Raw genomic sequence first — 23,890 nt, 5'->3', positions numbered from 1 at the left:
CCGCTGGCCGAGGTGTGGACCATTGCTTCACACCGACATGTCGGCGCACGTTCTCGGCCGGACCGGGAAGTTTCAAGGACGAAATGGAAGGCAGGCTCATGAGAAGAGTCGGAAGCAAGTGGGTCGCCGCGGCGGCGGCCGCGCTCATGGTGGTCATGCTCGCCGCGTGCGCGCCTCCCGGCGGGGGCGGCGCGGGAGCGGCGAGCGGTGACACGATCACGATCGGCATGGTCGGCAGCTCGAAGGACGAGGTGCAGCCGTACAGCCAGCAGGGCTCCGTCTCTGGCGGCGCGATCTACAAGCAGGTCTACGAGGGGCTGACGGCGACGGACCCGAAAGGCAAGGTGCAGTACGTGCTCGCCGAGTCGATGACGCCGAACGAGGCGCTCGACGTCTGGACCGTGAAGCTCCGCGACGGCGTGACGACCCACGCGGGCAAGCCGTTCACCGCCGAGGACGCGGTCGAGAGCATCCGGTGGATGGTCGATCCCGAGAACGCATGGGCGTTCGCCACCCAGATCGGCTTCGTCGACCCCGAGGGGCTCACGGTCGTCGACGACCTAACCTTCGAGATGAAGCTGAACCGCCCCTACGGACCCGTGCCCGACGCGTTCGCGATGGACCGGATCCTCATGCGCAGCCTGAACGGCGCGAGCGAGGCCGAGCCCGCCGGCACCGGCCCCTACACGGTGGAGTCGTTCACGGCCGGCCAGGAGGCGCAGCTCACGGCGTTCGACGGCTACTGGGGCGATCCCGCGACGGTCAAGAACGTGAAGTTCTCCTTCTTCCAGGATCAGCAGTCGGTGACGAACGCCCTGCGGGGCGGCCAGATCAACGTCGCGCACGGGATCCCGTTCACGGACGTGCCCGCGCTCGAGAACGAGCCGGGCGTGCACCTGCTCGTGAGCGACACCGCGAGCTACCCGATCATGTCCATGAATATGGACACGCCCGAGCTCAGCGATCCGAAGGTCCGCGAGGCGATGCGCCTCATCGTCGACCGCGACGAGATCGTGGCGAACGCATTCGGCGGCTATGCGACCGTCGCGAACGACTTCATCGGCAAGAACACCTCGTGCCCCACGCCCGACGTTCCCCAGCGTGAGCAGGATCTCGACCGCGCGAAGGAGCTTCTCGCCGAGGCCGGGGCCGAGAACCTGAGCGTTGAGCTCGTGACCGACGGCGCGTTCCCGGGCATGATGGAGATGGCGCAGCTCTTCGCGCAGGAGGCCGCTGACGCAGGCGTGACCGTGAGCGTCAAGAAGCTCGACGTCGCGACCTTCCTGAACCGCTGGGGCGAGTGGCCCTTCCACGTCGGCTTCACGTCGAGCCCGTATCTGCTCACGGCGACGAGCCACTTCCTGCCGGGCGGCTCCGAGAACACCACGCACATGGACGACGCCGAGTACAACCAGCTCGCCGATCAGCTGTACCGGACCGTCGATCCCGCGGCCCAGTGCGAGTTCGTGACGAAGATGCAACAGATCGAGCACGAGCGGGGCGGCGACATCGTGCCCGTCTACGGCAATGACATCGTCGCGTACCGCGACGGCGTCAACGGCCTCACGGAGGATCTGTACGGCCGCGCCGCGATGAACCTCGACGGGGTGACCGTCGGCTGAGCGACGGAACTCCCGTTCAGGGGAGCTGGAGCCGGGGCGACCGAGGGTGCGCGCCCCGGCTCCCTGCTGCGCGGGGCGGACGGCCGCCTAGTGGTAGCTCCGCACGATCTTCTCCGCGGCGGTGCGGAGGCCCGCAACGACGGATCCGACGTTCTCGGGAATGTTGAAGTGCACCACGGCGAGTGCTGCAGGCGGCTCGCCTGCGATCCTGAGCGGGATTGCGAGCGAGGTCACGCCGTCGATCACCTCGTTCTGGCTCAGTGCGTAGCCGAGTTCTTTCGCCTCGATAGCCAGCTTGCTCGGCTCGGAGGTGCCGAGGTAGGTGCGGCGCTCAGCGTCCGTGAGAATCGACTCGATGGCGTGGCCGGGGGCGCCCTTCGCGACGGGGTGCCTGACGCCCGGGTTGCGGGCGATCGTCGCGGACACATTCGAGGGTTCGACGGTGACGAGGGTGACGACCTCGTCTGCGTCGAGCACCGTCAAGAACGCGGTCATGCCCTGGGAGTATGCGAGTTCGGTGATCGCCGGGGTGGCCGCGGTGTGGAGCGCGGGGGCGACGCCGTGGGCCAGGGCAGCGATTTTCGGCCCGAGGCGGATGCGGCCGGCGTCGTCGCGCACGACGAAGCGGTACTGCTCCAGCGCGCGCAGGATCCGGTAGGCGTTGGACCGGTGGACGCCGAGCCCATCGGCGAGCTCGGCGATCGTCATGGGGGCCTCGGTGTCGGCGAGTAGTTCGAGCGCGCGGAGGCCGCGCGAGAGCGTCTGCGAGCCCGCAGGGGAGGATTCGCTTACGCGCGAAGAGTTCATTGCACCATCATCCCAAAAAACCAGGCATCCTCGTATTGTGCGATCGTGAGTTGCGGTTTATCCTGGCTGTGCGATATTCGAATTTAGTGTTCACATAGTGAACAAGAGCTCGGGGGAGCGAAGCAGCGTTCCCGGCGCAGTAGAGGAGAAACAGTGCAGTTCCACCATCATGGCTACGTGTCGACCGACCCCCGCGTGCTGCCCGCAGCCGGCGTCGGACTTGATCGTCCCGAGGAGCTCCCGTCTGAGATTGACGTGCTCATCGTGGGATCCGGCCCCGCCGGCGTGATCACCGCTGCGCAGCTCGCGCAGTTCCCCGGTGTCGTGACGCGCATCGTCGAGCGCCGCGAGGGCCGGCTCCCCATCGGTCAGGCCGACGGGATCCAGGCGCGCAGCGTCGAGACCTTCCAGGCCTTCGGCTTTGCCGAGCAGATCATCCAGGAGGCCTACCAGATCACCGAGATGGCGTTCTGGAAGCCGAACCCCGACAAGCCCGAGGACATCGTGCGGACCGCGGTGACGCCCGACGACCCCAACGGGATCAGCGAGTTCCCGCACCTCATCGTGAACCAAGCGCGAGTGATCGACTACTTCAACGAGTTCGCGGAGCGCTCGCCCGCGCGCAGCACGGTCGACTACGGGTACGAATTCGTCGGCCTCGAGGTCGCGGAGGAGGGCGAATACCCCGTTGCCGTGACGCTCCGCCGCACGGCCGGCGAAGCGGAGGGCGAGGAACTCGTTGTGCACGCGAAGTACGTCGTGGGCGCCGACGGGGCGCGCTCGGCCGTGCGCCGCTCGATCGGCGGATCGCTCGCGGGCGACCAGGCATTCCACGCCTGGGGCGTCATGGATGTGCTCGCATTCACGGACTTTCCCGACATTCGCAAGAAGTGCGCGATCCAGTCTGAGGACGGTGGCAACATCCTGCACATCCCGCGTGAGGGCAACCACCTGTTCCGGATGTATGTGGACCTCGGCGAGGTCTACGAGCACGACAACGGCAAGGTGCGAGAGACCTCGATCGAGGAGATCATCGACCGCGCGAACGCGATCGTGCACCCCTACACGATCGAGGTCCGCAACGTCGCCTGGCACAGCGTCTACGAGGTCGCGCATCGCCTCACGGACCGCTTCGACGACGCGCACTCCTATGGCGAGGCGCCGCGCTGCCCGCGCGTGTTCCTCATGGGGGACGCCTGCCACACGCACAGTGCCAAGGCCGGGCAGGGCATGAACGTGTCGATGCAGGACGGCTGGAATCTTGGCTGGAAGCTCGGCTACGTGCTCGAGGGCCGCAGCCCCGTGGAGCTGCTCGAGACCTACTCAGACGAGCGCCAGGTCATCGCGAAGAACCTGATCGATTTCGACAAGGAGTGGTCGACGCTCATGGCGAAGCGTCCCGAGGAGTTCGACTCGCCGTCGCAGCTCGAGGACTTCTACGTCTCGACGGCCGAGTTCCCCGCAGGGTTCATGACGCAGTACTCGCCCGGCCCGCTCACGGGCGCGGGCGTCTACCAGTCGCTTGCGACCGGGTTCCCGATCGGCAAGCGGTTCAAGTCGGCGATGACGACCCGCGTCGCGGACGCGGTCGACGTGCACCTCGGGCACCACCACCGCGCGGACGGCCGCTTCCGGATCTACGCCTTCGCCGACACCGACGGGGTCGCGATCGACCGGTGGGCTGACTGGATGCTGCGCTCGCCGGATTCGCCGGTGCAGCGCTTCACGCCGCTCGGGGCCGACATCGACAGCATCTTCGACATCAAGGCCGTGTACCAGCAGGATCACCACCAGGTCGATCTGGGCAAGGTCTCGAAGCTGTTTCTCCCGCTCTCGGGGCCGTTCCAGCTCGTCGACTACGAGAAGGTCTACGCGACGAAGGACGGCGAGGAGAGCATCTTCGACGCGCGCGGCGTGAGCCGCGACGGCGCGGTCGTGGTGGTGCGCCCCGATCACTACGTCGCGACGGTGCTGCCGCTCTCGGCCACGAAGGAGCTCGGAGACTTCTTCGCGCAATTCCTGACGGAGCGCTAGCCCCAACCCCGTCCCTACCTTGCCGGTTCTGCGCTCGATGTGCCTGTTTTCGCTGATACAACACGCAGCGAGCGCAGAACCGGCAAGGTAGGCCCGCGCGGGAAAGTCCCAGGGGAGGCGCGCTCTGTGCCTCGACCCCTGGGCGGGCGGCGCCTAGCTTGGGATGGACCACAGGCGGCCGCACCGGGCGCCGGAGAGGGCGTCCATGACCACCGACACTGTCCACCCGAACGACACCGTCCACCCGATCGACACCGAGCACCTGTTCGTGCGCGGCCTGCGCGACTGCCGCGACGACATGATCAACGAGGCCGAGGCGGCGGGGCGCCCGCTGCCCGCGAACCTCAGCAGGCCCTGGGCCATCATGCGCTCGAGCGACGTGCCCGAGGCGAAGGCCTACATCACCATGAGCTGGGTGCACCCCACCGACGAGTCGGTGTTCTGGGTTCACGAGCACGAGCACGACTACGACGAGGTGCTCACGTGGACGGGTTCGAATCCCGACGACCCCGAGGACCTCGGCGCCGAGCTTTACATGGAGATTGAGGGCGAGCGCCACATCATCACGACCTCGGGATCCGTCTACGTGCCGGCCGGCACGAAGCACTGCCCGCTCGGCTTCAACCGCGTCGACCGCCCGTTCCGCTTCATGGCGATCGCGCTGAGCGGCGACGGCAACTATCTCAGCGAGGGTGAGCGCGGAGAGGTGTAGCCCCGCCTGCGCTGCGAGTGGCCTGGTGCGACGGTTTCCCTCACCGTCGCATCAGGCCATTCGTTTGAGCGCAACGCGCGCGAGTACGACGCACACGAGCATCGCGGAGAACATCGTCGCCCCCAGCGTGAAAGCCGTGATGCCCCCGAGCGAGATGATGGGCGCGGCGATCGGGCCGACGATGAGGCTCGCGGTGCCGAGCATCGCGGCCGCGGTCCCCGCCCGCTCGCCGTGCTCGCTGAGGGCGAGCGAGTTGCCGTTCGGCAGCGTGAACCCCGTCGAGGCGAGGTAGATCCAGAGCCCCGCGAGCACGATCCCGACGCCCCAGCCGAGCAGCGCTCCGGCGAGCACGACGGCGGCACCCACGAGCCCGATCCCGATCCCGGCGCCGTACAGCCGGCGCGTGCCGAAGCGCGTCACGAGCACCCGGCTCGTCTGCGAGCCGAGCACGTTGCAGATCGATCCAGCGGCGAAGACGATCCCGAACAGCTGCGGCGAGAACCCGAAGCCCTCCTGCAGCACGAAGCTCGACATCGAGAGGTACGAGAAGAACGAGATCCCCGAGATCGCGCTGATCGCGAGCAGTAGGCGGAAGAATCCGCCGTCGAGGAGCACGCGGGCGTCGGCGAAGAAGCCGCCAGGCGCCGGGGAAGCAGCGGCTCCGGATCCGGATCCCGCTCCGGATCCCGCCGCAGCCCCGAACCGCCGCGTCTCGGGCAGCGCGATGAACGTGACGGCGAGGAGCAGGATCCCGATCCCGGCGAGGATGGCGAAGTAGCCGCGCCACTCGAGGAAGCCGGCGAGCAGCCCGCCGATCATCGGGGCGACGATGGGCGCCGTGGCCCCGACGAGCGCGAGCCAGGAGAGCATACGCGAGAGCTCAGTTCCCGAGTACAGGTCGCGCGCGATCGCGAGCGACACGACCATGCCGGCCGAGCCGCCGAGCCCCTGCAGGAAGCGGAACAGGATGAGCCAGCCGATCGTCGGCGCGAGCGCGCTCGCGATCGAGAATACGGTGAACGCGGCGACCCCGATGAGGAGCGGCGGGCGCCGCCCGAAGCGGTCGCTCAGCGGGCCGGCGACGAGCTGCCCGAGGGCGAGCCCGATCATGCAGACCGACATCGTGGACTGGGCGAGCGCGTCGCTCGTCCGCAGCGACTCGGCGAGCTCGGGCAGCTTCGGCATGTAGAGGTCCATCGAGAGCGGGCCGAACGCCTCGAGCACCCCGAGGAGCACGATCAGCCCGGCGCCCCTCAGGCGCACGCGCCGCACCACCGTCGTCGTCTCCCGTTCATCGCGCGGTCTCCTCTGCATTGCCATCCCTCCTAGCTTGGAGGGCCGCGCTCACCCCCGCTTGTCGGTTTGAGTCGTCTGATTGACCGGCCGGGAACTCCTCGGCGAGGCGCATTGTGCGTGGCGTCTGGCGCTACGAATATTGGCGCAAGAAGCCCGGTCGAATCCCCTGTTGCGACGCCGGAAAACGAGCGGCGGGCAGCGAGGCCGGGTGGAAAGGACAGTGTCGTCATGACCGAATTGATCGCGCTCTCGAGAGCGCCGCAGCGGCCTGCGAAGCGCCGGGCGAGGGTGCTCGGCCGCGCCGCCGCCAAAGTCGCGCAGGGGCTCATCACGCTCCTCATCGTCTCGATCCTCATCTTCTTCGCCACGCAGGCGATGCCGGGCGACGTCGCCCGCGTGATCCTCGGCGTCAACGCGACGCCGGAGAAACTCGCGGTGCTGCGCGAGCAGCTCGGGCTGAATCTCCCGCTCACAACCCAGTACCTGAACTGGCTCGGCGGGATCCTCCGCGGCGACTGGGGCGTCTCCCTCACGAACGGGGTGCCGGTCGCCGACATCCTCGGCGTGCGGCTGCGCAACTCGCTCACCCTCGGGGTGCTCGCGATCGTCATCATGCTCCCGATCTCCCTCGTGATCGGGATCGTCGCGGCGCAGCGCCGCGACCGCGCCTTCGACAACGTGTTCATGGGCTCGTCGATGGTCGTGAACGCGGCGCCGGAGTTCGTGACCGGCACGATCCTCATCGCGCTCTTCGGCACGACGGTGTTCCGCTGGCTGCCGCCCGTGTCGCTCATCCCGCCGGCCGACATGCCGTGGTGGCACGCCCCGGCTCTTGTGCTGCCCGTCGCGACCGTCGTGATCAGCGGCGTCGCCTACCTCGGCCGGCTCGTCCGCGTCTCGTTCATTGACGTGATGAACAGCGAGTACATCCAGACCGCGCGCCTGAAGGGCCTGTCGACGCGCCGGATCCTGTACCGGCACGCGCTGCCGAACGCCCTCGCGCCGATCATCCCGGCGGCCTCGCTCGTGGCGGCGTTCGTGATCGGCGGCACCGTGGTCGTCGAGTACCTGTTCTCGTATCCGGGCATCGGCTCGACCCTCGTCGAGGCCGTCGGCAACCGGGATCTGCCCCTCATCCAGGCGGTCGTGCTCATCATCGCGACCGCGTACTTCGTCTTCAACTTCATCGCCGACGTGCTGCCCCAGGGCGGGCCACGGCGGAAGAACTGACCGATCGGAAGCGAGCCTCAGATGTCTCGAACGATTCCCAGCCAGGTCGGCACGGTGCCGGATCCGGCGCCGCCCGCGAGCGGCGGCCTCGGCCGCGCGCTCGCACGGCTCCTCGCCTCTGCGCAGGTGCGCTGGGGCCTCGGCCTCACGCTCGGCACACTCCTCATCGCCTTCGTCGGCCCGTTCCTCGCGCCGTATCCGACGTCGAAGCCCGTCGCGCGGCCGTACGCGCCTCCCGGTGAGGGGCTCACTCTCGGCTCCGACCAGATCGGTCGAGACGTGCTGTCGCGCGTGCTCTCCGGCGGCGTCGGGCTCGCCTGGATGGCGCCGACCGCCGCGATCCTCGGGGTCGTGATCGGGGCCGCGATCGGCATGCTCGGAGCGTACTACGGCGGCCTCGCCGATACGCTCCTGATGCGGGCGATGGACGTGCTCCTCGCGTTCCCCGGTCTGCTCATGGCGCTCATGTTCGTGTCCGTGCTCGGGCCGACGCCGTGGCTCCTCGTGTTGCTCGTCGTGCTCGCGCTCGTGCCGGGCGTCGCACGGGTGATCCGCGGCGCCACGAAACCGATCTGCCACCGGGAGTTCGTGCTCTGGGCGAAGGCCGTCGGGGTGCCGGGCCGCACGATCCTGCTGCGCGAGATCCTGCCGAACATCACCTCGCCGCTGCTCGTCGAGCTCGGCGTCCGGCTCATGTGGGCGGTCGGGATCCTCGCCTCCATCAGCTTCATCGGGTACGGGATCCAGCCGCCGACCCCCGACTGGGGACTCATGGTGAGCGAGAACCGGACCGGGCTCGCGACGCAGCCGCTCGCGGTGCTCGCGCCCATCGTGCTCATCGCGCTCTTCACGATCGGGGGCAACCTCATCGCCGAGGGCGGCGCCCGGGTCATCGCGCGGACGGAAGGAAACTGATCATGGCAGCAATTGAGGTCTCGGGGCTGACCGTCGAGCTCGCGCGGAGCGGGGCGACGATCGTCGAGGACGTGAGCCTCTCGCTCGGCGCAGGCGAGGTGATGGGCATCGTGGGGGAGTCGGGATCGGGCAAGAGCACGCTCGCGCTCGCCCTGCTCGGCTACGCGAGGCCCGGCGGCCGGATCTCGGGCGGCAGCGTGTCCATCGAGGGCACCGACCTGCTCGCGCTCGACGAGCCGGGTCTGCGGGCCGCGCGGCGCGGCCTCGTCTCCTACGTGGCGCAGGATCCGGCGACCGCGCTGAACCCCGCGCTCAGGCTCTCCGAGCAGCTGCTCGAGGCCGTGGACGGGCCGCGCGAGCAGACGATGGCGCGCATCAGGGAGATTCTCGCGGCGGTCGGCCTGCCGAACGACGACGCATTCCTCAAGCGGCATGCAAGCGAGCTGAGCGGCGGGCAGCAGCAGCGGATCGCGATCGCGATGGCGGTCGTTGCGAGGCCGCGCCTGATCGTGCTCGACGAGCCGACGACGGGGCTCGACGTGTCGACCCAGATGAAGGTGCTCGAGCTCGTGAAGCGGCTCTGCGCCGAGTACGAGATCGCCTCGATCTACGTCACCCACGACCTCGCGGTCGTCGCCGAGGTCGCCGACTCCGTCACGGTCATGTACGGCGGCCAGGTGGTTGAGAGCGGGGCGACGGCCGCGGTGCTGCGCGCCCCGGCGCACCCCTACACGCGGGCGCTGCTGCGCGCGCTGCCCTCGTCGGAGCGGCGCCAGCTGCTCGTGCCGATCCCGGGGCGCGCGCCGAGCATCAGCGACGCGCGCGGCGGCTGCGTCTTCGCGGCGCGCTGCGGCTTCGCGACCGACGTATGCCGTGAGGCGACGCCGCCGCTCGAGCTCGTGCCGACTCCCGCGCTGGCTCCCGCGCCGGCTCCCGCGCCGGCGACCGGTGCCCGCGAGTTGGCGACCGGTGCCCGCGAGTTGGCGCGCGGGCAGCGAGTCCGCTGCGTGCGGCGCGGCGAGCTCGACGGCGTCGACGTCGTGGCGCTGTCGCCAGCCCCCGTGCACGAGCCGGTCGCGGCCCCCGTCCTGCGCGTCGCGGGCCTCAGCGCCTCCTACGGCGCGAATCGGGTGCTCGAGGGCATCGACCTCGCGGTGCGGCCGGGCGAGTGCGTCGCGATCGTCGGCGAGTCCGGATCCGGCAAGAGCACGCTCTCCCGCTGCCTCATCGGCCTGCACACCGAGTGGGAGGGCAGCGTCGAGCTCGACGGCTCGCCGCTCGAGCGCTCCGCGGCGAAGCGGAGCGCGGAGGCGAGGCGGCGGGTCCAGTACATCTTCCAGAATCCCTTCGGCTCGCTCAACCCGCGGCTGTCCGTCGGCGCGAGCCTCGCTGCGCCGCTCCTCCAGTTCGAGCGGCTCCGCGGGGCGGCGGTGCGCGGCCGCGTCGCCGAGGCGCTCGAGCGGGTCGAGATCCCCGCGCGCATGGCGGAGCTCTTCCCCTCGGAGCTCTCGGGCGGGCAGCGCCAGCGCGTGGCGATCGCCCGCGCGCTCCTCGCGGACCCCGCCGTGCTGATCTGCGACGAGGTCACCTCGGCGCTCGACGTTTCGGTGCAGGCCTCCGTCGTCGAGCTCCTACGCACCCTCCTCGCCGACGGCCTCGGGATGATCTTCGTCACCCACAACCTCGCCGTCGTGCGGAGCATCGCCGACTCGGTCGCCGTGCTGAACCGCGGCGAGATCGTCGAGCACGGCCGGGTCGAGCGGGTGCTCGACGAGCCGGCAGACCTCTACACGCAGGCGCTCCTCGCCGACACGCTCGACCTGCCCGCGGCCTAGGTGCGCGGCGCTGAGCCTCAGCCTCGAGCCTCGGCGTTGAAGCTCAGCGCTGAGCCTCAGCGCTCAGCTCGGGATCTGCGTTCAACTTCAAGAATTTGGGCCGACAGTCTTGCTGCGTGCAGAAATCTCGGTGAGGGATGCGGCCGTGGGTGGGCCGGACGGGCCGGGCAGGCCGAGCAGCTCGAGCAGCTGGTCGTGCGGGAGGCCGTGGCGCACGTTGCCGTCGCGCCCGACGAGCGTGTCCGAGGCGAGCATCGCGTTCAGGATCGCCTCCTCGGTCGCCTCGATGACCGCGTAGAACAGGGGGTCGATGCGGTCGTTCGAGAACGCGAGTACGCTGTGCTCCGGCGGGGTGTCCGCCGAAAAGCCGGCGGGGATCCGGCCGCCGTTCGCGGTCGAGAAGCAGAGGACGAGGTCGCCGCTGCCGTTCTCGCCCGCGCCGCCGAGGCGCCCGATCCCGAGCTCAGCGCGCCGCGCGACGCGCTCGCACTGGTGGGGGAGCAGCGGGGCGTCCGTTGCGACGATCACGATGATCGAGCCGCTGCCCTCGGGGAGCGCGGTGTCGCGGGCGCGGGATCCGGCGCTGCCGGCGCTGCCGGAGCCGTCGGCGCCACCCGCGCCGCCCGCTTCCGGCTCCTCGTCGCCCGGCACCACGATCCGCCGCCCCACGGGTACGCCCTCGACCGTCAGCCGGTCGCGCCTGCCGTGGTTCGCCTGCACGAGCACGCCGACGGTGTAGCCGCCGTCCGACGCGGGGAGCACCCGCGAGGCCGTGCCGATCCCGCCCTTGAAGCCGTGCGCGATCATGCCCGTTCCGCTGCCGACGCTGCCCTCCTCGACCGGGCCGTCGTGCGCCGCGGCGATCGCGGCTTCGACGTGCTCCGCGCGCACGTGGAAGCCGTTGATGTCGTTCAGGATCCCGTCCCACGTCTCCGCGACGACGGGGAGCGCGAAGAAGTCCTCGCCGGGCTCCCGGCGGCTCGCCTCGTGCGCGACGAGGGCGTCGCGGACCACCCCGACGCTGTGCGTGTTCGTGAGCCCGATGTAGCTCGTGAGCGTGCCGGACTCGCGCACCCACTCGAGCCCCGTCATCTCGCCGTTGCCGTTGAGCCGGTGCGGCGCGGCGAAGAGCGGCCGCCGCCACGGCTCGGGGCCGGGCACCACGACCGTGACCCCCGTGCGCACGGGTCCGGATCCGCGCACGAGCGCACCGTCGCCTGAGACGAGCGTGCAGTGCCCCACGCGCACGCCGGCGACGTCGGTGATCGCGTTCGACGGGCCGCTCGGGAGGGAGCCGACCGCGAGGCCGAGATCCCGCGCCTTGCGGCCCCCGCCCGCGCCGGTGCCTGCCGGCTTCGATCCTGAGCTGAAATCGGAAGAGCTGTCCATTCACCCAGCCTGGCCCATCGCGCGCGGGTCGCCGCCGATGCGGCAGGGGCGCGCAACTAGAGTGCCCGATCAGTCAACTCGGCGGGGCCGCGGGCGACTAGCCTCGCTCGGGAGGCGGCGTGCATCACGCGCGGATGCCGCCGCGGCACGGCCGCTGCGAGGGCGCAGCGGGGAAGGTGAGAAGGGGTGCGCAATGCACGGACAGATTGAGATCCTCGGCCTCGGGACCGAGGAGCAGGACTGCGCGCTCGTACGCTTCGCGGCGCGCGACCGCAGCATCGATGCGCAGCTCCCGTGCCGGGGCCTGAGCGGGGGCGACGCCGCGCTCCTCGAGCGGGTCGACGGGGAGCCGAGCGCGCTCGGGATCCTGCGCAGCTCGTCGCACGCGGAGACCGATCCCGGCGCGCTGTGGGGCGCCCTGCAGCGCGACGAGCTCGAACTGTTCTGGGACGGCAACCGGGCCGCGCTCGGCGAGCTGCTCGACCGGTGGATCGCGCGGGTGTCCGGGGATCTCGCCCCGGACAACGAGTGGGAGACCTCGATGTCGGTGTCGGTGCCGTCGCGCGATTCCGACGCCGCGATCCCGCTGCTCTCCCGCGGCTTCGCCCTGATCGGCGTCTCGGGGATCCGGATCGGCGCGCGGGGCGCCGACGCGGACGCCGCGGAGCAGCGCCTCGCCTCGGCCGGCTACCGGCTCAGGCAGGCCGACGAGTCCGACGCCGTGCTGCTCGGCAGGCTCGACGCGGAGCTGCTCGCCCACGACGCGGCGCACGGGCACGTGAGCTCTCGCCCGAACGCGGGGGAGACCCTCGCCGCGGAGATCCTGGAGCGGCTGCGCGTCGATCCGGAATGGACTTGGATCATCGAGGGCGGCGGCGGCGCGCCGCTCGGCTACCTCAGCATCGAGATCGACCGGCCCAGGCATCTCGCTGAGTGCGCGGCGGGCGGCTCCGTGGCACACATCCAGGCCATGTACCTGCGGCCGGGGCTCCGCGGCGCCGGGATCGGCGAGGCCGTCGTCGACTTCGCGCACGGCAGGCTCGAGGGCGCGGGCCACGACCGGATCACGCTCGGCTACGCGGCGCTCAACCCGCGCTCCGGGCCTTTCTGGTGCCGGCAGGGATACCGGCCGCTCTGGAACCACTGGCAGCGCCGGCCGGCGCGCTGATTGCCGGTTTGTGCACTCAGATTGACGCCAGCGGCCAACGGGCTGAACGTCCATTGTCTGGGGCACAGGGCCGACATAGATTCGCTGGTGTGAGGGGCAAAGCGGCCCCTCTCATCGAACGAAACGGAGCAGAGATGACACAGAAATACGAGCGGCTCTTCGTCAAGGACATGCCGAGTTGCGCAGGCGAGTTCGACAGCGAGGGCGAGCAGGCCGGCCTCGAGCTCCCCGACAACCTCGGGGAGGGGCACTGGCTCGTCAACTCGAAGATCGTCCCCGAAAGCCAGATCAACATGAGCCACATCTGGGTGCACCCGAGCGAGGAGCCCCAGCACTGGGTCAACCCCCACGTGCACGACTACGACGAGGTGCTGATCTGGACGGGCGGCGACCCCGAGAACCCCGAGGACCTCGGCGCCGAGATCTACATGGACATCGAGGGGGAGCGCCACATCATCACCACGTCGGGCTCCGTCTACATCCCGGCCGGCACGGTGCACTGCCCGCTCGGCTTTACGCGGGTCGACCGGCCCTTCCGCTTCAGCGCGCTGTCGCTGTCGCCGAGCTACCTCTCGAAGCCGCCGACCGCGGCCGTATCCGCGAGCTAGCCGCACGAGCCGGCGCCGGGTCCAGTCTGGGGACTTCCTGGGCCCGGCGCCTCTGTGTGCGCGGGAGGCGCGAGATCCGGATCCGCCCGCGCGGGATCCGGATCCGATGTCTACCGGGAGTTCCGCACCTCGCGCGGAGACACCCCGTACTGCGCCTTGAACGTGCGGCTGAAGTGCGCCGCGTCCGTGAAGCCCCAGCGCGCCGCGATCGCGGAGACCGGGCGGTCGGCGAACGCGGGGTTCAGGAGGTCGACGCGGCACTTCTCGAGCCGCTGCTCGCGGATGAACGCGGCGATCGTCGTGTCCTCGCCCTGGAACATGCCGTGCATGCGGCGGGTCGAGATGAAGTGGGCCGCCGCGATGCTCGTCGGCCCGAGCTCCGGATCCTGCAGGTGATCGACGATGTAGTCGCGGATGCGCCGCACCATGACGTGCCGCGGGCTCTGCTCGATCCGGTCGGCGCCAAGCGTCGAGGTGAGGAGGGCCGAGATGAGCTCCACCGTGGTGCGGGCCAGCTGGTGCTGCAGGATCGCGGGGGAGCCGGCGATCGCGCCTGGAACGTGCGGGAGCGTCTGCGCCACGATCGTGCCTATCGGGGTGTCGCGCGGCAGCCGCGAGGCCGTGATCTCCGCGACGAGCTCCTGCGGGAGATCCAGGACGTCCTTCGGGATCAGGACGACGAGGTTGCGGAAGTCGTCGTCGAAGATCAGGGAGTAGGGTCGGCCCGTGTCGTAAATCGCGATATCGCCGGCGCGGAGCGCGACCTCGCGGCCGTCCTGCACGAGCAGGCTCGTGCCGCCGAGCATGATGCTGAGCTTGAAGTAGTCGTTCCCGCCCTTCGAGATGAGCTCGGGGCTGCGGTGCACCTCGTGGGCGTTCGCGCCGATCTCGGAGAACGCGAGGCGCTCCACCTCGGTCGTGCGCAGCATGCCGTGGAAGCTCTCGCGGCGCTCGGTAGAGACGCGGAGCGGCACGAACGACGACGAGACTGCCGCCTCGAAGCCCGTGAAGTCGTAGACGGGGAAGCGCGCGGGGCGTGCGGGGGCGGATCCGGATCCGGATCCGAAACTGGACCCGGCGTTGGATCCGGAACTGACTGCTGAGGGTGCGGTGAGAGACATCGGGGGGACTCCTTGTCGGGGACGGGTCGCCGGATCGGCCCCCACGCGTCGACGCGAGGAAGCGGGGCCGGAGTGCGGCGGTGAAGCGGGTCGAGCTGCGCGGGGCGCTAGTCGAGCGGCGCGGCGTGCGCCGAGGGCGGGAACTCGCGGTACGAGGTCGGCGTGCAGCCGACCTCGCGCCGGAAGAACCGCGAGAAGTACGAGGGCTCGCTGAAGCCGAGCCGCTCCGAGATCTGGGCCGCGCTGAGATCGGTCCCGCTCAGGAGCCGCTGCGCCTCGCGGGCGACGGCCGTGCGCAGGATCCGACTGGGCGGCGATCCCGTGTCGGCGACGACCGACTCCGTGAGATACCCGCTCGTGACGCCGAGCACCGCGGCGCACGACGCGACCGTCATGCGGGCGCTCGGCGCGCGGAGCACGAGCTTCAGGAACTCGCGGGTGAGCGAGGACTGCTCGACGTGGCCCGTCGCCTCGACGCCGCCCGAGATGCACTCCCAGAGGGTCGCGGCGATGAGGTGGCGCGCGCTCTCGTGGTTGCGCGTCACGCCGATCCCCTCGATGAGGTAGCGCACCTGCCTGCGGGCCTCGGCCGTGAGGCGGAGCGGGGCCGCGCCGAGGAGGATCAGCTCCCGCACCTGGTCGGGGAGCCCGCCGAGGTCGTCGAGCAGGTCCTCGGTGAACAGCAGCGCGATGCCGCGGAGGCCGGTCGCCTCCCACGAGTGCACCTGGCCGGGGGCGAGCACGTGGACGTCGCCCGCCGCGATCGGGATCGGCTGGAAGTCGATCAGGTGGTGGCCCGTGCCGCCGGAGATGAGGAGCAGCTGGGCGAAGTCGTGGCGGTGCGGCTCCTGCGCCAGGTTCTGCTTGCCGAGCGCCTCGACGACGAGCTTCTCGCTGCCGGGGACGTTCGGAGCCGGAACGATCGAGTGCACTGGCAGGGTGCTCCCGGATCCGGCGGCCATGGTCCCACTTTCGCGATCGAGTTCGATAGGCTCGCGCGGCGCGATCCCGGCCCCCGCGCGTCGATACCCCTGAGGGTAGTGCACGCGAGCGGGGTCGAGGAACGGCGGGGACTCGGATTCTGGGGCGCCTGGCACGGGTGCGGCCTGCGCCGCCTCGTCCAGGGTCGCGGTGATCAGGGGATCCTCCTCGCGTCCTCGTCCGAGTCGTAGCTCGGGCTGAGCGAGAGGGCACTGAAGTTGAATGGGCGCGTCACGCGGGTGAAACTCAGCGGGCAGTGGCGGGTGCCCGCCGGGATGTAGAGCGAGCCGGACGTCGTGACGGTGTGCGGGACTCCGGCGACCTCGATGACGAGCTCGGCGCCGAGATCCTCGGGGTTGTCGGGGTCGGATCCGGTCCAGATCAGGATCTCGTCGTAGTCGTGCTCGTGCTCGGTGACCCACAGGTGAGGCTCGCTCGACTCGGTGATCCAGGTGTGGCTCATGTGGATCTGGCTCTGCGGGACCTCCTCCGCGCGCATGAGGCCGAAGGGGACGCCAACGTTGGGCGGTGTCGGGAGGCCTGCGGCGTCGCCCTCGTTCGAGAAGTCGGCGCCGATGTTGGGCATGTGCCTGACGAAGAGTGGTTCGGTGGTGGGCATCGGTGGCCTCCAGGAGCTCGAGCGATCGTTGCTGTAGCAAGTCTCGGCTCCCGGCCGGCCGCGGCCCAGGCACAGGCGGAGGCCATCCTAGGACTTTCCCCGCCGTGCCGCCCGGCCCACCTTGCCGGTTCTGCGCTCGATGTGCGATGTATCGGTGATCAAAGGCTCGGGTAGGGCAGAACCGGCAAGGTACAGACAGAAAAGGGCCCCGGGCGCTTTGCGTCCCGGGGCCCTTTCCGTGGGGGTTAGCCTGCGAAGCGGAAGAGCTTCTTGTTGGCGAACTCGAGCATGCCGACCTTGCCGAGCTCGCGGCCGTAGCCCGACTTCTTCACGCCGCCGAAGGGCACGTCAGCGCCCTCGAGGCCGGCGCCGCCGATGAAGACCATGCCGACGTCGAGCTGGTTGCCGACCTGCTCAGCGCGCTCGAGGTCGTCGCAGATCACGACGGATCCGAGGCCGTAGGGCGACGAGTTCGCGAGCTCGATCGCCTCTTCGTCGCTCGACACCTTGTAGAGCTGCGCGACCGGGCCGAAGAGCTCCTGGCTGTACACGTCCATCGACGGGGTGATGTTCGTGATCACCGACGGGGTGTACAGGTTGCCCTCGGGCTCGTTGTTGCCGACGAGCACCTCGGCGCCCTGCTCGAGCGCACCAGCGACCTGCTTCGTGAGCGTCTGCGTCGCAGCAGCCGACGACAGCGGGCCAAAGTCGCCCGACTCGTAGGACTGGCCGCCGATGGCCGCCTTGAACTTCTCCGTGAACTCGTCGAAGTACTTGTCCATGACGACGATGCGCTTCGAGCCGTTGCACGCCTGGCCGGTGTTCTCCATGCGGCCGCCGACGGCGTGCTCGACCGCGTGGTCGAGGTCAGCCGTGTCGAGCACGAGGAAGACGTCCGAGCCGCCGAGCTCGAGCACGCACTTCTTGAGCGCGCGGCCGGCCTGCTCAGCAACGATCGCGCCAGCGCGCTCCGAGCCCGTGAGCGAGACGCCCTGGATCCGGTCGTCGGCGATGATGTCGCCGATCTGATCGTGCGTCGCGAAGACGTTGACGTAGGCGCCCTCGGGGAAGCCCGCGTCCTTGAACAGCGTCTCGAGCGCGAGCGCCGACTCGGGGCACTGCGCAGCGTGCTTCAGGATGATGGTGTTGCCCAGGATCAGGTTCGGCACGGCGAAGCGCGCGACCTGGTAGTAGGGGTAGTTCCACGGCATGATGCCGAGGATGACGCCGGTGCCCTGGAAGCGGAAGAACGACTTCAGGCCGTCCTCGACCTCGAGCTGCTCGTCGGCAAGCCACTTCTCGGCGTTGTCGGCGAATGCGGCCGTGATCGCACCCGAGAACTCGGCCTCGCCGATCGACTGGTCGAGCGGCTTGCCCATCTCGCGGTTGATGATCGCGCCCAGCTCATCCTTGCGCTCGTCGAAGAGCTCGGCGGCACGCTTGGCGAGTGCTGCGCGCTCGGCGACGCTGGTCTTGCGGGCCCACTCCTTGTAGGCCTTCTGCGCGGAGGCCAGCGAGGCCTCGATCTCCTCAGCGGTCGCGTCGGGGTACTCGGCGACGGTCTCGCCCGTGGCCGGGTTGATAACGGCGAACGTGCCCATAGATGACTCACTCCTTAGTGACTTCGTCGGGTGGTGGGTACGGCCAGTCTCCCACAACTGGCTGATCAGCACTACCAGGGCAGAGCGTGGGATTCTCCCGGGCGTGGCGCAGGATCGCCGATGATTCCGTCGGTCCGACGCAGAAGATTCTGCGGAATCAGTTGTTTTCGCCCCGAGTGGCACGAACATCTCCGGGCAGGGCAGAATCGTTCCTGTAAGGCCCTCTTTCGGGGGTCGCTCCCGAGGGTGCGAGAACCGCGACGAATGTCGCGATCATGCGCGTTGAACTGGGAGTTTGTTTGCTCGCAGGCAATCGTGAGGTTGAATACAGCCATGGAAAAGCACACTCTCAGTAATGCCACAGATACGGGGCATCTGCACGTCGGCAAGGGGCTGAACCAGGGTGCGCTCGGCGTCGTGGGATCCACCGTGATCGGCCTCGCGTCCACCGCGCCGCTCTATTCGCTCGCCGCGACGCTCGGCTACGTCATCGTCGCGGTCGGCGGCCAGGCCCCCGTCGCCTTCATCGCGGCCTGCATCCCCATGGTCTTCGCCGCGCTCGCCTACCAGGAACTGAACCGTGAGATGCCGGACTGCGGCACCACCTTTGTCTGGGGCACGAAAGCGTTCGGCCCGATCACAGGGTGGATCGGGGGCTGGGCCGTCGCGGTGGCCGGCGTCATGGTGATGGCGAACGTCGGCGAGATCACCGGCAAGTACTTCTGGTACCTGCTCGGCAACGATGAGTTCGCTGAGAATCGGGTGATCGTGGTCGCGACCTCCGTCGTGTTCATCGCGCTCATGACCTTCATCTCCACGATCGGCGTGCAGATCGGCGAGCGCCTCCAGATGGTGCTCATGGTGATCCAGTTCGTCGCGATGGGGGCGTTCGGGATCCTGGCCCTGGTCAACGCAAGTAACGGGAGCAACCCCGATTCGATCCCGTTCGACTGGGCCTGGTTCGATCCGGGGCAGCTCACCTCCTGGTCCGGCTTCATGGAGGCCGTGCTGCTGTGCCTCTTCATCTACTGGGGCTGGGATACCTGCCTCGCACTCAACGAGGAGACGAAGAACCCGCGCAAGACGCCCGGCCGCGCCGCGCTCCTCTCGATCGGGATCCTGATCGTCGTCTACGTCGGCATCTCGGTCGCCGTCATGATGTTCGCCGGCTTCGGCGACTCGGGATACGGACTCACGAACGAGGCGAACCTCGACGACGTGTTCACGGTGCTCCGCGACGTCCTGTTCGGCCCGTGGGGCTGGTTCCTGATCCTCGCGGTGCTCGTCTCGGCGGCATCGTCGACGCAGACGACGATCCTGCCGACGGCCCGCGGCACCCTGTCCATGGCGGTGTACCGCGCGCTCCCGGCGAAGTTTGCGGCCCTGCACCCGAAGTTCAAGACCCCCTGGTTCTCGACGACCGTGATGGGTGCGGCATCGATCGTCTACTACGTCGGCATGTCGATCCTGTCCGAAGACATGCTCGCCGACTCGCTCACCTCGATGGGCCTCGCCGTCGCCCTGTACTACGCGCTCACCTCGTTCGCCTGCGTCTGGTACTTCAGGGACACGCTCACGAAGAGCGCACGGAACCTCTGGATGCGCGGGATCCTGCCGCTCCTCGGCGGGCTCATGCTCGGCTACGCGTTCGTGCAATCTGCCATCGATATGTGGGACGTCGACTACAGCTACACCGTGCTCTTCGGCGTCGGCGGGGCGTTTGTCATCGGCGTCGGGGCAATTTTGCTCGGATTTGTGCTGATGGGCATCTGGTGGCTGCGTCCGGGGTCGCGCCCGTTCTTCAGGGGTGAGAGCCTGAATAGGGACACCCCGGTCCTCGTTCCGGACGAATGATCCGGGCTCGGCCGTAGGTCCCCGGCAAGATCCGCAGAGAAGGAAGCAGCATGGAGCAGTTCGACACGATCGTCATCGGAGCCGGGATCGCGGGCCTCACGGCGGCCCGCCTGCTCGCGCGCTCGGGTCAGCGCGTGTGCGTGCTGGAGGCTCGCCACCGGGTGGGCGGCCGGGTTGCGACTGAGCGCGAGGGGGCCCGGGCGATCGACCGCGGCGCCTCCTGGATCCACGGCATCGACGACAGCCCCGTCTACGAGGCGGCCCGCGTCCTCGACATGACCATGGTCGAGTTCACGGCGGGTAGCTTCCAGGCCGGCGGGCGGCCGATCGCGTATTTCGATCCTGAGGGGCGGCGCCTCTCGCCCGAGGCGGAGGCCGGGTTCATCGCGGACATCGGGACCTTTGACGAGGCGCTCGCCGAGACGATCGCGGGCTACGGGGCGGGGGAGACGTACGCCGCCGCCGTCGAGGAGACGCTCGGGCGGCTCGGCTGGGAGGGCGACCGCGCCGAGCGACTGCGCGAGTTCATGCGGCATCGCACGGAGGAGCAGTACGGCGCCTGGATCGCGGATCTCGACGCGCACGGCCTCGACGATGACGCGGTCGACGGCGACGAGGTCGTCTTCCCCGACGGCTACGACCGGCTCGCCGCCGGCCTTGCGCGCGGCCTCGACGTGCGGCTTGCCCGCGAGGCGCGCAGGGTCGCCTGGGGGCCGGAGGGCGTCACCGTCTCGACGGTGGGGGCGAACGGGGTGTCCGGATCGGCCGGCGCGCACCCGGCGCAGCCGGAGCCGCCCGCGGACTTCGCCGCGAGCAGGGCCATCGTCACCGTGCCGATCGGCGTGCTGCAGTCGGGCAGGCTGCTGTTCGATCCGGTGCTGCCAGAGGAGGTCGCCGGGCCCATCGCGCGCCTGCGGATGAACGCCTTCGAGAAGGTGTTCCTGCGCTTCCCCGAGCAGTTCTGGCCCGAGGGCGTGTACGCGCTGCGGCGCCAGGGCGCGGCCGCCGACGAGTGGCACTCCTGGTATGACCTTTCGCGGCTGCACGACGAGCCGACGCTCCTGACCTTCGCGGCCGGGCCGTGGGCGCGCGAGATCCGGGGCTGGTCAGACGAGCGGATCGTCGCCTCGGTCATGGACGCGCTGCGCGGGATCTTCGGCGAGGGCATCCCGCAGCCCGTGGCGAGCCTCGTGACGAGGTGGCAGGACGACCCCTACACGCTCGGCTCCTACGCCTACATGACCGTCGGCTCGGAAACCGCAGATCACGACGCGATTGCGACGCCGCTCGCCGGGGGCGCGCTCCAGCTTGCCGGCGAAGCGACCTGGACCGACGATCCCGCGACCGTGACGGCCGCGCTCATGTCGGGGATGCGCGCCGCCTCGCGGATCCTGGGCCGCGAGATCCGGGTCGCGGAGCTTCGCGCCACAGTGGCCGCCCAGATCGCCCCTTGAGTTGACTGCGGCCGCCTCAGCCGCCCCTTGAGTTGACTGCGGCCGCCTCGGCCGCCCCTTGAGTTGACCCAAAGTGACGCCTAATCGCGATTTTGCGTCACTTTGGGTCAACTCAGATTGGGGTTCTGGGGTGGGTACGGCGGGTGCTCGGCGTATGGGGGTGCTGCGGGCGTCGGTGCTGCGGGTGCCGGAGCCGTCTGCGCCGGAGCCGTGGGTGCCGGATCCGTGGGTGCCGGATCCGTCGGCGCCGGATCGGCCTGCGCCGGATCCGCCGCGCCCGCCGCCACCGCGGTCGCCGCGCCCGCCGCCGCGGCGACCCGCTGCCGCCTGCGGCGCGACGCCGCCCGCACGATGAGCACGACCGCGAGCGCGATGACCGCCGCGATCACGAGCCACGGCAGCAGCACTCCGAGCACGACGAGCGCGCCCGAGCCGGTCGCCGCGAGCGAGTTCAGCCCGGCGATGAAGCCCTCGCCGAAGTTCGACGGCCCGCCGCCGGGCAGCGCGCTCCGCGTCTGCAGTGTGATCGAGATCGTCGCCTCGTCGGCCTGCCCCTCGAGCGACTTCAGCTGCGCCCGCAGCCCGTCGAGCTCCTGCTGGCGCTGCGACAGCATCGACTCGGCGTCGAGCAGGTCGGCGGTCGTCTTCGCGTCCTTCATGAGCCCGGTCAGGCGGTCGACGGAGGTCTGCAGGGCGTCGACCCGCGCGCTCAGGTCGGCGCGCTCGGCGGTGACGTCGGTCGCGGAGCGCTCGTCGACCGTGAAGCGACCGACCTCGCCGAGCGCCTCGAAGGCCTCGTCGAAGCGGTCGACCGGGACCCGGATCGTGACGCTCGCGCTCGTCGAGCCGCCCGCGCCCGAGCTGCTGAGCCTGCGCGACTCGACCGTGCCGCCGAGTTCGTCCGCGATCTCGGTCACCCGGTCGGCGGCCTCCTCGGTGTTGCCGACCTCGATCCCGAGGACGCCGGTCTTGATGATGGCGCGCTCGACCGCGGGGGTGTCAGCGGACGACTCGGCGCTCGCGGCACCCGGCGCCTGCTCGGGGGAGAGGCTGCGGGCGCCGCCCTGGTCAGGGGCGGGGAGATCCGGCACCGAGCCGGAGTCGACCTGGGAGGGGAGGGAGCTTCCCTGCTCGGTGAGCAGCCCGGGGCCGACGCCCGAGCAAGCCGAGAGCGGCGCGATCGCGAGGACCGCGGCGAGGGCGAGGAGAATCGGTGTGCGGCGCTGCTTCATGGTCGCCACGATATGGGGCAGCCCCGGAGAAACGGCTGGCAGGAGACCGATTCGTTACGGAAGCGGGATCGCGAGCGTGCCCGTCTCGGGCGGCGGCTCGATGTTGCGGCCCTTGAGATCCGGCAGCCACCGGATCGCCGCCCCGGCGCAGATTGCCGCGACGAGCAGGAGCAGCCCGGAGACGATGATCGCGCCGTGCGCGCCCGCCTGGTCGATCGCGACGCCCGCGAGTGCGGAGCCGGTCGCGACGCCGACGAGCTGGCCCGTGCCGACCCAGCCGTAGGCCTCGGCCGTCTCGGAGAACTTCACGGTCGAGCTCACGATGCTCGAGATCGCGGCGAAGGTCGGCGCGGTGCCGAGGCCGCCGAGGAAGAGCACGATCGAGAGCCACCAGATGTTGAGGCTCGCGAGGCACGCGAGCGTGCCCGCGAGCACGATCCCGATCCGGAGCAGGAGGGACCACGGCCGCAGCTCGCGGTGCCCGAAGAGGAGGCCGCCGACGAGGGATCCGCCGGCGAAGAGCGCGAGCACCACGCCAGACTCCATGCTCGTCTCGCCGTGGCCGCCGCCCGTGCTAAACGCCGACACGATGCCGGCCTCGATCGCGGCGAACGAGGCGACGAAGAAGAAGCCGACGACGGTCGAGATGACGACGGTCGGGTAGCGGAGCACGGCGCCGAGGCCGCGGCGGGACCGCGGCAGCTTCATGCTCGCGACCGCCGGGCTCAGGACGAACCAGGCGCCGCCGGCGACCATGAAGGCCGCGGCGACGCAGAGGCCCGTCGCCGTGCCGAACTGTGCGGAGACGAACACCGCGACAACCGGGCCGAGCACCCAGATGATCTCCTGCGCCGCCGCGTCGAGCGAGAAGAGCGCGGCGAGCTGGGATCCGGGCACGAGCTTCGGGTAGATGGTGCGCACGGCCGGGGTCACGGGCGGCGTGCAGAGGCCGACGAGGAAGGCGAGTCCGGCCGTGATCGCGAGGGGCAGGTGCACGAACGCGATCGCGACGAGCACCGCGGCGCACGCGATCGACGTCGACGCGAGCACGGGGCGCATGCCCCAGCGGCCCATGAGGCGGCTGCTGAGCGGGCCGGAGATCGCCTGGCCGATGCTCTGGGTCGCGAGCACGATACCCGCGGAGGTGTAGTCGCCGTACGCGTGCTGGATGTGCATCAGCAGGATGATCGACAGCATCCCGAACGGGAAGCGGGCGGTGAGCTGGGAAATCAGGATCCTGAAAACGCCCTGATTCCGCCCCAGTTCACGATAGATGCCCATCAGAAAAGTATACGGCCGAGCAGGGGTCCCGCGAGGGGGGCGGACGTTGAAATCCGCGTGAATTTCGATATCTCGCGGATGGTATCGGCGCCGCCCGTCCGCGGGACCGCCCAAACCGGCAGAGTGCCGGG

19 protein-coding genes are annotated in these 23,890 nt (G+C 69.9%); 10 read left to right on the top strand and 9 right to left on the bottom strand.

Features of this window, described 5'->3' with window-relative positions; all coding sequences use genetic code 11:
- Positions 1–98 precede the first annotated feature (98 nt).
- Positions 99–1,622 (top strand): ABC transporter substrate-binding protein, encoded by a 1,524-nt coding sequence (locus tag ACOPJ3_RS11025; RefSeq protein WP_427869212.1) that lies wholly within the window; start codon positions 99–101, stop codon positions 1,620–1,622.
- 87 nt (positions 1,623–1,709) lie between these two features.
- Here the strand turns inward: ACOPJ3_RS11025 and ACOPJ3_RS11020 are convergent, their stop codons facing one another.
- On the bottom strand, positions 1,710–2,429 hold the full coding sequence (locus ACOPJ3_RS11020) for an IclR family transcriptional regulator (RefSeq protein ID WP_427869211.1): 720 nt from the start codon (positions 2,427–2,429) through the stop codon (positions 1,710–1,712).
- Between the two features lie 153 nt (positions 2,430–2,582).
- Between ACOPJ3_RS11020 and ACOPJ3_RS11015 the strand changes: the two genes are divergently transcribed.
- On the top strand, positions 2,583–4,463 hold the full coding sequence (locus ACOPJ3_RS11015) for an FAD-binding monooxygenase (RefSeq protein ID WP_427869210.1): 1,881 nt from the start codon (positions 2,583–2,585) through the stop codon (positions 4,461–4,463).
- Positions 4,464–4,668: 205 nt separating this feature from the next.
- The gene (locus tag ACOPJ3_RS11010; RefSeq protein ID WP_427869209.1) at positions 4,669–5,175 is read left to right on the top strand and encodes a hypothetical protein; all 507 of its coding nucleotides are present in this window, start codon (positions 4,669–4,671) and stop codon (positions 5,173–5,175) included.
- Between the two features lie 51 nt (positions 5,176–5,226).
- Here the strand turns inward: ACOPJ3_RS11010 and ACOPJ3_RS11005 are convergent, their stop codons facing one another.
- A complete protein-coding gene (locus ACOPJ3_RS11005) occupies positions 5,227–6,489 on the bottom strand; it encodes a multidrug effflux MFS transporter (RefSeq protein ID WP_427869208.1) in 1,263 nt (420 codons plus the stop codon).
- A 210-nt stretch (positions 6,490–6,699) separates the two neighbouring features.
- On the opposite strand from ACOPJ3_RS11005, the gene ACOPJ3_RS11000 reads away from it, so the two are divergent.
- The 3 genes from ACOPJ3_RS11000 to ACOPJ3_RS10990 are packed head-to-tail and all read left to right on the top strand — an operon-like array spanning position 6,700 to position 10,451.
- The gene (locus ACOPJ3_RS11000) at positions 6,700–7,701 is read left to right on the top strand and encodes an ABC transporter permease (protein ID WP_427869207.1); all 1,002 of its coding nucleotides are present in this window, start codon (positions 6,700–6,702) and stop codon (positions 7,699–7,701) included.
- Between the two features lie 21 nt (positions 7,702–7,722).
- Complete coding sequence (locus ACOPJ3_RS10995; RefSeq protein ID WP_427869206.1) at positions 7,723–8,616, top strand: ABC transporter permease; 894 nt, start codon at positions 7,723–7,725, stop codon at positions 8,614–8,616.
- Between the two features lie 2 nt (positions 8,617–8,618).
- The gene (locus tag ACOPJ3_RS10990; protein ID WP_427869205.1) at positions 8,619–10,451 is read left to right on the top strand and encodes an ABC transporter ATP-binding protein; all 1,833 of its coding nucleotides are present in this window, start codon (positions 8,619–8,621) and stop codon (positions 10,449–10,451) included.
- Between the two features lie 87 nt (positions 10,452–10,538).
- Here ACOPJ3_RS10990 and ACOPJ3_RS10985 read toward each other — a convergent pair whose 3' ends face one another.
- Positions 10,539–11,840, bottom strand: a complete 1,302-nt coding sequence (locus ACOPJ3_RS10985; RefSeq protein WP_427869204.1) for a P1 family peptidase — start codon at positions 11,838–11,840, stop codon at positions 10,539–10,541.
- A 193-nt stretch (positions 11,841–12,033) separates the two neighbouring features.
- Between ACOPJ3_RS10985 and ACOPJ3_RS10980 the strand changes: the two genes are divergently transcribed.
- A complete protein-coding gene (locus ACOPJ3_RS10980) occupies positions 12,034–13,008 on the top strand; it encodes a GNAT family N-acetyltransferase (protein ID WP_427869203.1) in 975 nt (324 codons plus the stop codon).
- A 134-nt stretch (positions 13,009–13,142) separates the two neighbouring features.
- Positions 13,143–13,616, top strand: coding sequence for a hypothetical protein (locus ACOPJ3_RS10975; protein ID WP_427869202.1), 474 nt, complete (start codon positions 13,143–13,145; stop codon positions 13,614–13,616).
- Between the two features lie 110 nt (positions 13,617–13,726).
- Here the strand turns inward: ACOPJ3_RS10975 and ACOPJ3_RS10970 are convergent, their stop codons facing one another.
- The 4 genes from ACOPJ3_RS10970 to ACOPJ3_RS10955 form a co-directional block, all read right to left on the bottom strand.
- The gene (locus ACOPJ3_RS10970; RefSeq protein WP_427869201.1) at positions 13,727–14,737 is read right to left on the bottom strand and encodes a helix-turn-helix domain-containing protein; all 1,011 of its coding nucleotides are present in this window, start codon (positions 14,735–14,737) and stop codon (positions 13,727–13,729) included.
- Positions 14,738–14,844: 107 nt separating this feature from the next.
- Complete coding sequence (locus ACOPJ3_RS10965) at positions 14,845–15,699, bottom strand: helix-turn-helix domain-containing protein (RefSeq protein ID WP_427869200.1); 855 nt, start codon at positions 15,697–15,699, stop codon at positions 14,845–14,847.
- A gap of 173 nt (positions 15,700–15,872) precedes the next feature.
- The gene (locus ACOPJ3_RS10960) at positions 15,873–16,337 is read right to left on the bottom strand and encodes a hypothetical protein (protein ID WP_427869199.1); all 465 of its coding nucleotides are present in this window, start codon (positions 16,335–16,337) and stop codon (positions 15,873–15,875) included.
- 245 nt (positions 16,338–16,582) lie between these two features.
- Entirely contained in the window at positions 16,583–17,938 is a 1,356-nt protein-coding gene (locus ACOPJ3_RS10955; protein WP_427869198.1) for an NAD-dependent succinate-semialdehyde dehydrogenase, read from the bottom strand.
- A gap of 333 nt (positions 17,939–18,271) precedes the next feature.
- On the opposite strand from ACOPJ3_RS10955, the gene ACOPJ3_RS10950 reads away from it, so the two are divergent.
- Positions 18,272–19,792, top strand: coding sequence for an APC family permease (locus ACOPJ3_RS10950; protein WP_427869197.1), 1,521 nt, complete (start codon positions 18,272–18,274; stop codon positions 19,790–19,792).
- Positions 19,793–19,842: 50 nt separating this feature from the next.
- Entirely contained in the window at positions 19,843–21,246 is a 1,404-nt protein-coding gene (locus ACOPJ3_RS10945; protein ID WP_427869196.1) for a flavin monoamine oxidase family protein, read from the top strand.
- 107 nt (positions 21,247–21,353) lie between these two features.
- Here ACOPJ3_RS10945 and ACOPJ3_RS10940 read toward each other — a convergent pair whose 3' ends face one another.
- Both ACOPJ3_RS10940 and ACOPJ3_RS10935 read right to left on the bottom strand, forming a co-directional pair.
- Positions 21,354–22,478: a DUF4349 domain-containing protein gene (locus tag ACOPJ3_RS10940; protein WP_427869195.1), complete on the bottom strand. Its 1,125-nt coding sequence runs from the start codon at positions 22,476–22,478 to the stop codon at positions 21,354–21,356.
- 54 nt (positions 22,479–22,532) lie between these two features.
- Positions 22,533–23,873: an MFS transporter gene (locus tag ACOPJ3_RS10935; protein WP_427869194.1), complete on the bottom strand. Its 1,341-nt coding sequence runs from the start codon at positions 23,871–23,873 to the stop codon at positions 22,533–22,535.
- Positions 23,874–23,890: the final 17 nt, after the last annotated feature.

Source organism: Leucobacter luti, from assembly GCF_050310065.1.
GTDB classification, from domain to species: domain Bacteria; phylum Actinomycetota; class Actinomycetes; order Actinomycetales; family Microbacteriaceae; genus Leucobacter; species Leucobacter luti_B.
The sequence above is the reverse complement of the archived record's forward strand: the minus strand, read 5'-3'. Positions and strand labels throughout refer to the sequence as shown.

Excerpts from the sequence above, each read along its gene's own strand:
- ACOPJ3_RS11025 (WP_427869212.1), top strand. The coding sequence starts at position 99 with ATGAGAAGAGTCGGAAGCAAGTGGGTCGCCGCGGCGGCGGCCGCGCTC.
- ACOPJ3_RS11020 (WP_427869211.1), bottom strand. The coding sequence starts at position 2,429 with ATGAACTCTTCGCGCGTAAGCGAATCCTCCCCTGCGGGCTCGCAGACG.
- ACOPJ3_RS11010 (WP_427869209.1), top strand. The coding sequence starts at position 4,669 with ATGACCACCGACACTGTCCACCCGAACGACACCGTCCACCCGATCGAC.
- ACOPJ3_RS11005 (WP_427869208.1), bottom strand. The coding sequence starts at position 6,489 with ATGCAGAGGAGACCGCGCGATGAACGGGAGACGACGACGGTGGTGCGG.
- ACOPJ3_RS11000 (WP_427869207.1), top strand. The coding sequence starts at position 6,700 with ATGACCGAATTGATCGCGCTCTCGAGAGCGCCGCAGCGGCCTGCGAAG.
- ACOPJ3_RS10995 (WP_427869206.1), top strand. The coding sequence starts at position 7,723 with ATGTCTCGAACGATTCCCAGCCAGGTCGGCACGGTGCCGGATCCGGCG.
- ACOPJ3_RS10990 (WP_427869205.1), top strand. The coding sequence starts at position 8,619 with ATGGCAGCAATTGAGGTCTCGGGGCTGACCGTCGAGCTCGCGCGGAGC.
- ACOPJ3_RS10985 (WP_427869204.1), bottom strand. The coding sequence starts at position 11,840 with ATGGACAGCTCTTCCGATTTCAGCTCAGGATCGAAGCCGGCAGGCACC.
- ACOPJ3_RS10980 (WP_427869203.1), top strand. The coding sequence starts at position 12,034 with ATGCACGGACAGATTGAGATCCTCGGCCTCGGGACCGAGGAGCAGGAC.
- ACOPJ3_RS10975 (WP_427869202.1), top strand. The coding sequence starts at position 13,143 with ATGACACAGAAATACGAGCGGCTCTTCGTCAAGGACATGCCGAGTTGC.
- ACOPJ3_RS10970 (WP_427869201.1), bottom strand. The coding sequence starts at position 14,737 with ATGTCTCTCACCGCACCCTCAGCAGTCAGTTCCGGATCCAACGCCGGG.
- ACOPJ3_RS10965 (WP_427869200.1), bottom strand. The coding sequence starts at position 15,699 with ATGGCCGCCGGATCCGGGAGCACCCTGCCAGTGCACTCGATCGTTCCG.
- ACOPJ3_RS10960 (WP_427869199.1), bottom strand. The coding sequence starts at position 16,337 with ATGCCCACCACCGAACCACTCTTCGTCAGGCACATGCCCAACATCGGC.
- ACOPJ3_RS10955 (WP_427869198.1), bottom strand. The coding sequence starts at position 17,938 with ATGGGCACGTTCGCCGTTATCAACCCGGCCACGGGCGAGACCGTCGCC.
- ACOPJ3_RS10950 (WP_427869197.1), top strand. The coding sequence starts at position 18,272 with ATGGAAAAGCACACTCTCAGTAATGCCACAGATACGGGGCATCTGCAC.
- ACOPJ3_RS10945 (WP_427869196.1), top strand. The coding sequence starts at position 19,843 with ATGGAGCAGTTCGACACGATCGTCATCGGAGCCGGGATCGCGGGCCTC.
- ACOPJ3_RS10940 (WP_427869195.1), bottom strand. The coding sequence starts at position 22,478 with ATGAAGCAGCGCCGCACACCGATTCTCCTCGCCCTCGCCGCGGTCCTC.